This is a genomic window from Methylobacterium goesingense, from assembly GCF_022179225.1.
Lineage (GTDB): Bacteria > Pseudomonadota > Alphaproteobacteria > Rhizobiales > Beijerinckiaceae > Methylobacterium > Methylobacterium goesingense.
Genome location: NZ_BPQL01000008.1, coordinates 17,240 through 27,589 on the forward strand (window position 1 = coordinate 17,240; position 10,350 = coordinate 27,589).

The 10,350-nt window shown below is 69.5% G+C and carries 10 protein-coding genes; 2 read left to right on the plus strand and 8 right to left on the minus strand.

The features are described from left to right. Window positions 1–96: 96 nt before the first annotated feature. The 3 genes from MFF30_RS01390 to MFF30_RS01400 form a co-directional block, all read right to left on the minus strand. Entirely contained in the window at window positions 97–1,110 is a 1,014-nt protein-coding gene (locus tag MFF30_RS01390) for an HD-GYP domain-containing protein (protein WP_238275596.1), read from the minus strand. Between the two features lie 224 nt (window positions 1,111–1,334). Then, the gene (locus MFF30_RS01395) at window positions 1,335–1,886 is read right to left on the minus strand and encodes a hypothetical protein (RefSeq protein WP_238275598.1); all 552 of its coding nucleotides are present in this window, start codon (window positions 1,884–1,886) and stop codon (window positions 1,335–1,337) included. Between the two features lie 380 nt (window positions 1,887–2,266). Then, the gene (locus MFF30_RS01400) at window positions 2,267–2,542 is read right to left on the minus strand and encodes a hypothetical protein (RefSeq protein ID WP_238275600.1); all 276 of its coding nucleotides are present in this window, start codon (window positions 2,540–2,542) and stop codon (window positions 2,267–2,269) included. A gap of 139 nt (window positions 2,543–2,681) precedes the next feature. Between MFF30_RS01400 and MFF30_RS01405 the strand changes: the two genes are divergently transcribed. Together MFF30_RS01405 and MFF30_RS01410 are read left to right on the plus strand one after the other, a co-directional pair. Next, on the plus strand, window positions 2,682–3,515 hold the full coding sequence (locus tag MFF30_RS01405) for a DUF6502 family protein (protein ID WP_238275602.1): 834 nt from the start codon (window positions 2,682–2,684) through the stop codon (window positions 3,513–3,515). An 11-nt stretch (window positions 3,516–3,526) separates the two neighbouring features. After that, complete coding sequence (locus MFF30_RS01410) at window positions 3,527–4,786, plus strand: DUF5666 domain-containing protein (protein WP_238275612.1); 1,260 nt, start codon at window positions 3,527–3,529, stop codon at window positions 4,784–4,786. 29 nt (window positions 4,787–4,815) lie between these two features. Here MFF30_RS01410 and MFF30_RS01415 read toward each other — a convergent pair whose 3' ends face one another. The 5 genes from MFF30_RS01415 to MFF30_RS01435 all read right to left on the minus strand — a co-directional run. After that, window positions 4,816–5,511, minus strand: a complete 696-nt coding sequence (locus MFF30_RS01415; protein WP_238275614.1) for a phosphorylase — start codon at window positions 5,509–5,511, stop codon at window positions 4,816–4,818. Window positions 5,512–5,529: 18 nt separating this feature from the next. Beyond that, on the minus strand, window positions 5,530–7,527 hold the full coding sequence (shc, locus tag MFF30_RS01420; RefSeq protein WP_238275616.1) for a squalene--hopene cyclase: 1,998 nt from the start codon (window positions 7,525–7,527) through the stop codon (window positions 5,530–5,532). 39 nt (window positions 7,528–7,566) lie between these two features. After that, complete coding sequence (gene hpnE, locus MFF30_RS01425; RefSeq protein WP_238275618.1) at window positions 7,567–8,871, minus strand: hydroxysqualene dehydroxylase HpnE; 1,305 nt, start codon at window positions 8,869–8,871, stop codon at window positions 7,567–7,569. Continuing rightward, window positions 8,871–9,725 (minus strand): presqualene diphosphate synthase HpnD, encoded by an 855-nt coding sequence (hpnD, locus tag MFF30_RS01430; protein ID WP_238275620.1) that lies wholly within the window; start codon window positions 9,723–9,725, stop codon window positions 8,871–8,873. Before hpnD ends, hpnE begins: the two co-directional genes overlap by 1 nt. Beyond that, window positions 9,722–10,350 (minus strand): squalene/phytoene synthase family protein (locus MFF30_RS01435; RefSeq protein WP_238275622.1); only part of this gene is annotated, 629 nt, incomplete at its 5' end. The genes MFF30_RS01435 and hpnD, both read right to left, overlap by 4 nt.

The window sequence follows — 10,350 nt, forward strand, 5'->3', positions numbered from 1 at the left end:
ACCACACCGTCCCGCCGCGATCTTCGCATCGATAATGAGCGAAAGCGTGTACCCGCTGCCGGGATGCTAGCTCCGGGCGGCCCGGCTCCGTAAAGCTCAGCCCTGCCCCGTCTGTGCATTCAGGAAGGCGTCCACGCAGGCCGGGTCGAAGTGCGAACCCGCATTCGCGCGGATGTGGTTGAGCGCCTCGGCCTCGCTCCATGCCTTCTTGTAGGGGCGCTCCGAGGTCAGCGCATCGAACACGTCGGCGATGGCGACGATGCGGCCCGAGAGCGGGATCGCTTCGCCGGACAGGCCGAGCGGATAGCCCGAGCCGTCCCAGCGCTCGTGATGCGTCGCGGCGATCTCGGCGGCGAGTTGCATCAGGCTGGAGGAGCTGCCCTCCAGGATGCGCTTGCCGCGCTCGGCATGGTGCTGCATCTGATGGCGCTCCTCGGCCGTGAGCGGCCCCGGCTTCAGCAGGATGGAATCCGGCACACTGATCTTGCCGACATCGTGCATCGTGGAAGCGAGGCTGAGCTGCTCGACCTGCTCCTCCGGCAGCCCGAGGCTGTGGGCGATCGCCGAGACGAGGCCGGCGACCCGCGCCACGTGGTTGCCGGTCTCGTTGTCCCGGTGTTCGGCGGCCTTCATGAGCATCATGACGATCTCGCGCTCGCGCGCCGCGATGAGGGCGGTGGCGGCCTTCACTTCGCGGTCGAGCCAGGCGGCCCGGTCCATCTGATCGAGCCGCGCCTGGTTGAGGGCGAGCAAATTCGAGACCCGGGCCCTGATCTCGACGGCGTCGAAGGGCTTGGCGAGAAAGTCCGTGGCCCCGGCCGCGAGCGCTTCCCGGCGCAGGCTGCGCTGGTCGAGGCTGGTCACCATGACGATGGGGACGTGCGCAAAGCCCGGGATCATCCGAGCCGCACGGATGAACTCGACCCCGTTCATCCCCGGCATCTCGAAATCGGAGATCGCGACGCCGATCTGCTCGGCATTCTCGCGCACGAACGCCAGGGCGTCGAACGGAACCGTGAAGTCGCGGACCGTACAATGGGGCAGGTCGCGGATCACCTCGGCGAGCAACAGGTTGTTCAGCGGGGCATCATCGAGGATGAGCACGAACATCGCGGTCTTCTTGCCCTTCGGCGCCGAGGGAGGACGACCGCGGAAGCCTGAGTGCGCTTCGTGGCGCGCACCCCCTGCGAGCCCGACGATCCGGCTGCTGCTCCATCGATATCAAATCCGGCGCCATGTCGCGCGCCTTCACGGCCGGACGGGCTGGGCGAATCGCGGAATTCCACCGCCGTGACTCTCGCGCCACCCGATCGCCCCCGTCGGGCTTTCCCGTGTCACGCTGTAAAGTTCAGGAGGAGGGCGCTGGCGGTCTGGCTGCCCGAGCGCGTTCCATCGGCGGCATAGGCGCGGGACTGGTTCTGTGCCGTTTGTAATTGCTTCACGAAAGTCGCCAGGAGATCGTCGGCCGAGGTCGTGCCGGTGCTCTCCGACGACGCGTCGGAGGTGCCCGATCCCGACCCCGACGCATCCGGCGGCGGACCTGGGGGCGGTCCCTGCGGACGCTGGCGGGCGCCGACCCCGTCGGTGCCGCCGCCAAGGTTCTCGAATGCGCTCTTCAGCGTATCGGCCTGGGTCTGGGTCAGGTTTCCGTTCCCGACCTGCTGGGTGAGGAGATCGTCGATCCGGTCCGGCAAGCTGCCGGGGTCGAGCCTGTCCGCATCCGTGGACACCTCCGTGGCGGTGGTCCCGCTGGTGCCGGTGCCGGGAGAGGCAGCGTCTGTCGGCGAGCTTTCGCCGATCGTTCGCGCGCTCAGGTCGCCTTGGGAGACGTGATGACGTGGTGGCAGGCGAGGGGGTGCGGCGGAGTTCGCCGAGATCGTCGACATCGAGTCCATCCTTGTGTGGGATTATTTCCCACACAGAGAAATCTGCCGTCGACTGGTTAAGAAGGTCTCTACGGAGCAGGTGTCTTCCAGGCTCCACGCGAACGCATCCAATCGAAAAGCACGGCGAGCATGCGCCATGCTCCGCCTTCGTGGGGCGCTGGCCGGGTCTGGCAAGCTCTAAGCGACGGACTCAGGCGCGGGTCGGATCTGTACAGCGGCATCGGTGGGGAACCCGGGGTCACGTCATAGGGTGAGGAAGAGCAGGCAGAGGAGGGAGATCGCCAGCACACCACAAAGCATCAGGTCGACCACGGGGCAGTAACCGTCGCACGTCCGTGCATGGAACGGATGTATGGCCATAGGCATCCGAGACGGGACCATCAGCGACGGCTCGGGCTGGGGGAAATCGCCGCCGTCCGGAGCGGGGGAGCGAAATGGACGGCGGCGACCTGCATCGCCTCGGCATCCGGCGTCCGGGCGGGTCGGCCCGCCAGATGGATTCCGAGGGCGGGCAGCGCGAGTGCGGTTACGAGGTAGAGGCCGCGCATGAGATAGGATGCGTTCAGGTGCGGAGCGCCGGAGGGCCCGTGCGAACCGCCGGAAAGCTGCATCGGCGGCAAGCCAAAATCGGCGACTGCGAGCCTAAACGGGGACATACCGACCTCCGTGGGAAATTTGACCACGCAAATTTGATATGTGTGTAAATTTCCCACGTCAAACTTTAGGGTGCCGTTCGACGTGCCGATCCACACGTCGTGGGATTGTGTCCCACACAGTGGTCGTTAAGGTGCTCCAATGGCCGATCCGTCCGAGACTCCGCCCGAGGGCGCCAATCTGCATGCCCCGGTGGCGCGCCTGCTGCGCCCCCTGGTGCGCCTGTTCGTCGCCCGCGGCATCACCTTCCCGGCCCTGACGACGCTCCTGCGCGAGCTTTACGTGAACGTCGCCGAGTACGATTTCTCGCTGCCCGGCAAGGAGCAGACGGACAGCCGGGTCAGCCTCCTCACCGGCATCCACCGCAAGGAGGTGAGCCGCCTGCGCGGGGCGGGCGCGCCGGTCAGCGTCGTGCCCTCGGCCGTTTCGCGCACGAGTCGCATCATCGCACGCTGGCTCGCCGATCCGCGCTTCACGGATGTGAACGGCCAGCCCCTGCCACTGGCGCGGATCGGCGAGGGGGACGCTCCGTCCTTCGAGGCTCTGGTGGCAGCCGTGACCCGCGATCTGCGCCCCCGCGCCGTCCTCGACCAATGGCTGGACCGGGGGCTCGTCGTTCCGGATGCGGAGGGCCGGATCGTCCTCACGGAGGCGGCCTATGTGCCGAAGGGGGGCGACGAGTCCCACCTCTATTATTTTGGTCGGAACCTGCACGACCACATCGCCGCGAGTGTCGCCAACATCACCGGCCCGACGCCGCGTTTCCTCGAACGCGCCGTCCACTATGACGGGCTCTCGCGAGACCTCGCCGAGCGTCTCGAGGCGCGGGCGCGCGAAATCGCCATGGAGGCGCTCCAGCAGGCCAACCGCGAGGCGCACGCCGCCTGCGAGACCGATCCCGGTGGCAGCCACCGCTGGAACTTCGGCCTCTACGTCTACGCCGAGGATGTGCCGCCCGCGGCGGCCAAGGCGTGAGGGAGCCGACCATGCGTGCGCCCACCCGTCGCGACGCCCTGCGTCTGCTCGCCTCCGCTCCCCTCATTCTCGCGGCGCAGGCCGATCCGCTGCCGCCGATCCGCGACCAGGGCATCGGCGGCACCGGCGCCCGCCCGACCCCGCCCCCCGGTGACGGAACCGAGGAGACCGGCGACCGCGGTATCGGCGGCACCGGTGTGATCGGGACGATTCGTCGTTTCGGCTCCATCGTCGTCAACGACCTGCGCATCGCCTATCCGAAGGACGTTGCCGTACGAATCGACGGGGCGCCGGCCTCGGTCTCCGACCTCAGGATCGGCCACGTGGTCCGTGTCGTGGCCCACGCAGACGGAGGCGCGCTCTCGACCCGCCGCATCGACGTCACCAGCGAGGTGGTCGGTCCCGTCGAGGCGACAGGCAAGGGGACGTTGACCGTCCTCGGACAGCGCGTCGCACTGCCGGCGGCCCAGGCGGGACGCTGGAAGACGGGCGACCGCGTCGCCGTCAGCGGCCTGCGCCGGCCCGACGGTGTGGTGGTGGCGAGCCTGATCGAGCCCCGTAGTACCGGTCAGGCCCGGGTGGCGGGCAAAATTCGGCGCGGCGCCGAAGGTTGCGCGATGATCGGGAACCTGACGCTGCTCGGCGTCGATCCGCAGCATGTCGGTCGCCGCGCCACGGTGATCGGAGAGGCCAGCGGCCCGAACCTCGCCGTTGCCCGGGTAGACGAGGCGCGCGCGCTGTTCGTGCCGGGCCTGCGGCGCGTATCCATCGAGGCCTATGTCGGGCGCAACGGGCGCGGCCTGCATCTCGGCTCCGGCTTCGACGTCTCGGGCGCCCCCGTCTCCGACGTCCCCCGGCGCGGGAGCGTGCGCGCCATCGTGACGGCGGAACCGGGGCTCGACGGCAGGTTGACCGTGGAGCGTCTGCGCATCGACGCGCGCGGGACCGAACGACCGGCGATGCCCGAGCGCCCGGCTCTCCCCGAGGGCGGATCACGGGGAGGGGCCCCGCGCTTCGACGGCGGGGCTCCCGGCGGGCCACGGCGCCTGGACATCGACACGCGTTCACCCAGTGGCGCCGGCCCTGGTGCGTTCGGCCCCGGGCAAGGTGGCTTCGGCGGCGAACGCGGCAGTGGGTTCGGTGGCGGACCCGGTCATGGATTCGGGGCTGGGCCTGGAAGTGGGCCCGGTGGCGGCCTCGAACGACCCGGTGGCTTCGGCCGGGGACCGGGCGGGTTCGGCGGCGGCTCCGGCGGACCGGGCGGCCGCTGACCGAGCTGGTCCCGCGTTCGTTCGGTTCGCTACGCCGGAACGCCCAGCCCCGGGCCGAGCCGCGCGCGGCAGCGCTTCAGGCTCGCGAAGGCGGCGCCCGAATCCCGCGCCAGATGGATGAGGGGCCCGATCTGTCCAGGCGCGCGGATCACCGCCGCGAGGACGCCCCAAATATCGGGCTCGCCGTTCGGCTTCAGCGCCTTGGCGGCAAAAGCCGGGATGGCACGGGTGGCGGGATCGCACACGATGCGCAGGGCCGCGAAAGGCATTCCGTGCCGCTCCGCGAAGGCGACGGCGACGTGGGATTCCATGTCGACGGCGGCACAGCCCGTCGCTGCCCGCAATGCGGCCTTGTCGGCGACCTCGAGAACGGCCTCATCGACACCCGCGAGCGGGGCAGAGCGCACGCGCAGACCTGATCCGGCCAGCAGGCCGAGCAGCGTGTTCGCGATGAACGGATCGGCGGCGTGGCTACGGCCGGCATACACGATGGACGTGGCGACCAGCACGTCGCCGGGCCGCGCATCGTGATCGAGGCCGCCGGCGATGCCGATGCTGACGACGGCACGGCACCGGGGCTCGGCGCGCGTGGCGAGAAGGGCGCGGAGGCGGGTGGGGTCACCGCCCGCACCGATGGCCTCGACCCCCGGTCCGGCTGCGAGGCGCGCCTCTTTCGCGAGGCCCGTCACGGCGAGGACGGGACGTGAGCTTGTATCCGAGGCCATGACGCGGGTCCGCTCGCCTTACATCCCGAAGGCGACCGTCCGGGTGTTGCTGCGCTTCAGGTTGCGGTAGCGGGCCATGGCCCAGAGCGGGAAGAATTTCGGGTATCCGTGGTAGCGCAGATAGAACACCCGCGGGAAGCCGGTGGCGGTATAGCGCTCCTCGGACCAGAACCCGTCCGCGCCTTGCGTGCGCGTGAGGTAGTTGATGCCCCGCGTCACGGCCGGATCGTCGGCCTCGCCTGCCGCCATCAGGGCCAGCAGCGCCCAAGCCGTCTGCGAGGCGGTGGAGTAGCCGGGCTCGAAGGCCGGGTCGATCTTGTAGGACGAGGCATCCTCGCCCCAGCCGCCATCCGGATTCTGGATCCGGATCAGCCAAGCCACGGACTTGCGGATTTCCGGCGAAGCCGGATCGACGTTCGCCGCGTTAAGGGCGCAGAGCACCGACCACGTGCCGTAGATGAAGTTCATGCCCCAGCGGCCGTACCAGGAGCCGTCCTCCTCCTGATCGTTCAGCAGGTAGGTCACGCCCCGGTCGAGGGCCTTCGAGCTCGCGCGGGTCTCGCCGAGCTGGGACAGCATCGAGACGACGCGGGCGGTCACGTCGGCTGTCGGCGGATCGAGCAGCGCCCCATGATCCGAGAACGGGATGTGGTTGAGGTAATGGTGGTTGTTGTCGGCGTCGAACGCCGCCCAGCCGCCGTCGCTCGATTGCAGGCCCTCGACCCATTCGCGGGCGCGGGCGATCGCGTTGGCATAGTCCGGCACGTCGGCCACGAGGCCGCGCTGATGCGTCGCCCGGTCCATGGCCATCACCACGACGGCAGTGTCGTCGAGGTCGGGAAAGTGCGGGTTGGCGTACTGGAAAGCCCAGCCGCCGGGACGCACGTTCGGACGGCCGGCCGCCCAATCGCCCTTGATGTCCAGCACCTGGAGCGGCTTCAGCCAGTCGAGGCCACGCCGGGCCTGATGCTCGGCTTCGGGTCCGCCGGCCTCGAGGAGCGCGTGACCGGCGAGCGCCGTGTCCCAGACCGGGGACAGGCAGGGCTGCACGTAGGCCTCGTTCTCCTTGACAACGACGAGCTTCTCGATCGCCTCACAGGCGATCCGCACCTGTGGGTGGTCCGCCGGGTACCCGAGCACGTCGTACATCAGCACGGTGTTGACCATGGCGGGGAAGATCGCGCCGAGGCCGTCGTCGCCGTTCAGCCGCTCGCTGACCCAGGCCACGGCCTTGTCGACTGCGCGCGCGCGGCGCTTCTTCGGGAAGTATTCTTGCGTGACCTGGAGCATGCGGTCGATGGCGCCGAAGATCGGCGTCCACGGCCAGGTCGCGTGCGGGCTGCCCGGCCAGGTCCGCACGGTCTGGGGCGGCGCCACGAAGAGCTCGGGAATGCCGATGCCGCGCGGGTTCTTGGCGAGCGGCTTCTTCGCCTGGATCACCAGCATTGGCACGATCACGCAGCGCGCCCAATAGGAGACCTTGTCGAGGTGGAACGGGAACCACTTCGGCAGATGCATGATCTCCACGGGCATCACCGGCACGGCGCGCCAGGGCACCTCGCCGTAGAGCGCGAGCAGGAAGCGCGTGAAAACGTTGGAATTGGCGGCGCCCCCGCGGGAGAGGATGGCCTCACGGGCGCGGCGCATGTGCGGCGCCTCGATCGAATCGCCGCTCATCTTGAGGGCGAAATAGGCCTTCACACTGGCGCTCATGTCGAACGGCCCGTCATGGACCAACGCCCAGCCGCCGTGCTTGCCCTGCGTGCGGCGCAGGTAGTTGCCGATCTTGGCTTCCAGCTCCGCCGGGATCTCGGTGGCCCGGAACTGGTGGAACATGATGTATTCGGACGGGATCGTCGCGTCGGCCTCGAGTTCGAAGCACAGGTGCCCATCGGCATGCGCCAGGGCCGAGAGGGCCTGGGTCGCACGCACGACACCGCGCTCGACGTCCTCGAGTGAGATTTCCTGCGTCTTCGGTCGCTGCAGCGCCTCGACCTTTCTGAATGCTTCCCGCATCGTCCTCGCCTCATCGGCTGCTCAGGCAGCCGCCATAACTCACGCCGCGCCGCGTGCCGGTGCCTGTCCACACGTGCCCGCGGACCGGGCGAGCGCGTAGGCGGCCGTCGTTCCCGAACGGATCGCTCCCTCGATCGTCGAAGGCAGACCGGTCGCGGTCCAGTCGCCTGCCAGGACGAGATTCCGATGGGCCGTCACGGCGCCGGAGCGCCGCGCGGCCTCGGCGGGCGTTGCCGCGAAGGTCGCCCGCTTCTCCTTGACGATCTGCCAGCTTGGCAGTTCCGGTGCAAGTCCAGTCAAGGTCACGATCTCGTCCCAGATCCGACGTCCCAAATCCTCGCGCGGCACATCCAAGAGACGATCCGCGCCACTGATGGTCACGGACAGACGATCCGGATAGGCAAACAGCCATTCGGTCAGTCCATTCACCACGCCGAGAAGTAACGGCGAGCCCGATGGCGGAACCACAGCGAAGTGCGCGTTGACGATGGAGCGGTGACTCTGAGGCGCCGGCAGACCGGGCAGGAGGTCGCTCGCCACCCAGGGCGGCAGGGCGAGGACCACCGAATCATCGGGGCCGAGGCTGATCGATTCGTCGCTGAAGACGAGTCCGTCGATGCGGCCGGCACCGAGCGTCAGGCTGCGCAGGCGGTGGCCGAACCGTAGCTCCGCCCCGTGCCGCTCCAGGTAGGCGACGGCCGGATCGACGAAGGCCGCCGAGAGACCGCCGACGGCGACCAGGGGCCGGCAGGCCTTGCCGCCGGCCCCCAGCGTCTCGCGCAGGATCGTGGCTGCGAGCCCGGTGTCGCTTTCCTTGGGATCGGTATTGAGGGCGGCCAGCAGCACAGGATGCCAGAGGCGCTCGTAGAGCTTGCCCGCGCAGGCCATGCTCTCACCGATGGTGCCACCCTGGCCAGGCGCCTTGCCGGCGGCGGCCTTCAGGATGCCCAACGGCGCGAGGTAATCGCGCGCGCTGGTGCCGGGCACCCGGCGGGACGCCTGGAGCACCCACCAGGGTACACGACCGGCGTTCGGACGCAGGGTCCAACGCTCGCCGGTCTTCAGGTCCGCGAACGGGAAGGCGGCCTCCGCCGGTCCGCTCAGCGCACTGTCGGGAGCACCGATCGTGCGCATGAAGGCGAGCGCCGATGTATTGCCCGACAGGAGCAGGTGGTTGCCGTTGTCGATGGTCAGGCCGAGGGTCGAATCGTAATAGGAGCGGCAGCGCCCGCCCGCCTGCTTGGCGGCCTCGTGCACGACCACGCGGGCACCGCGCTCGGCGAGCGAGACGGCGGCCGACAGACCGGCGAGCCCTGCGCCGACGACGTGGACCGTTCCGGCCATCAGAGGATTCCGTGCCGCAGGGCGACGCCGAGGAGGGCGAGCTTGCTCGGTTTCACCCGCGCGCGCGGCTTGTCCCAGCCCCGCGCCAGGACGGCGTCGAGATAGAGGCGGTAGGCCGCCGCCATCAGGCGCGGTGCCTTGGTGACCTTGCGCGGGCAACGGGCGATGATCGCCCAGGTTTCCCGGTAATGGGCCTCGGCTTCGGCCGCGACCTTCGCGCAAACCTCGCCGATGCGCGGATGGTCGACGGCCTGCTGCGGCGTCGGCGCGTGCAGGCCGATGTCGGCGAGCTTCTCGCGGGGGAGGTAGAGGCGGTTGCGCGCAGCGTCCTCGTCGATGTCGCGCAGGATGTTGGTGAGCTGCAGGGCGCGGCCTTCATGGTGCGCGAGGGCGACGCCCTCCACCTCCGACACGCCGAAAATTCGCACGGACAGACGACCGACCGCGCTGGCGACCCGGTCGCAATAGAGGTCGAGGGTGGCCTCGTCGGGGGCGATGATGTCCTCGAAGGCGTCCATCGCCATGCCGTCGATCACGGCCTGGAAATCCGCGCGCAGGAGACCGTAGCGCTGGATCGGCACGACGAGGTCCTGCACGCGCGCGGCGGGACGCCCGGCATAGAGTTCGTCGATGTCGACGCGCCAGCGGTCGAGTTCCGCCGCTCGGACGGGGGCCGGCCCGCCATCGTCGGCGACGTCGTCGACCGCCCGGCAGAAGGCGTAGACGGCGTACATCGCGGTCCGGCGCTCTGGAGGCAGTAGGCGCATCGCCGTGTAGAACGACGAGGATTTCGCCGGTAGGGCGGAGGCTTCCGTGGGTGTCGCCGCCACGGCGGGAGATGCGGTGGCGCTCACGGGCGGCTCCCCGGGGAGGTCTTGCGGGCCTCGGCGCGCAGGGTGCGGCCGCGGAACGGTCGCCGGCCCAGGGTCGCGGCGATGCCGCCGAGTGCCGTCAGGGCGAAGGCGGCCTTGCCGTGGTGGACCTTCTCGCTCAAGGGATCGCGTTCCATCAGCCCCTTGCAGAGGACGACGGCGAGGCGGTGGATCGCCGCGATCTCCAGGCTCAGGCGCAGGTCCGCGATGAGGTCAGGCAAGACCGCCCCCTCGTCGAGCAACCCCATGGTGCGTTCCGCCAACTCGGAGATGACGCCGCGCAGGGCCGGCGAGGCCTTGCCGGCCCCGAGTTCGGAGATCGCCGCGCCGTGCCGGTCCATGGCATCCTGGGGAATGTAGACCCGGTCGATGCTGCGGAAATCCTTCCCGCAATCCTGCAGGTGGTTGATGATCTGCAGGGCGGCGCAAATCGCGTCCGAGGACCGCCAGACCACACTCCGATCCTCGCCGTGCACATCGAGCACGTAGCGGCCGACGGGCATGGCCGAGAGCCGGCAATAGGCGATCAGCTCGTCCCAATCGGCATAGCGGCTCTTGCGCGCGTCGAGGCGGAAGGCGTCGAGCAGTTCGAGGGCGTGCGTCGGCG

Coding starts and splice junctions, on each gene's coding strand:
- MFF30_RS01390 (WP_238275596.1), bottom strand. CDS start 1,110: ATGTTCGTGCTCATCCTCGATGATGCCCCGCTGAACAACCTGTTGCTC.
- MFF30_RS01395 (WP_238275598.1), bottom strand. CDS start 1,886: ATGTCGACGATCTCGGCGAACTCCGCCGCACCCCCTCGCCTGCCACCA.
- MFF30_RS01400 (WP_238275600.1), bottom strand. CDS start 2,542: ATGTCCCCGTTTAGGCTCGCAGTCGCCGATTTTGGCTTGCCGCCGATG.
- MFF30_RS01405 (WP_238275602.1), top strand. CDS start 2,682: ATGGCCGATCCGTCCGAGACTCCGCCCGAGGGCGCCAATCTGCATGCC.
- MFF30_RS01410 (WP_238275612.1), top strand. CDS start 3,527: ATGCGTGCGCCCACCCGTCGCGACGCCCTGCGTCTGCTCGCCTCCGCT.
- MFF30_RS01415 (WP_238275614.1), bottom strand. CDS start 5,511: ATGGCCTCGGATACAAGCTCACGTCCCGTCCTCGCCGTGACGGGCCTC.
- shc (WP_238275616.1), bottom strand. CDS start 7,527: ATGCGGGAAGCATTCAGAAAGGTCGAGGCGCTGCAGCGACCGAAGACG.
- hpnE (WP_238275618.1), bottom strand. CDS start 8,871: ATGGCCGGAACGGTCCACGTCGTCGGCGCAGGGCTCGCCGGTCTGTCG.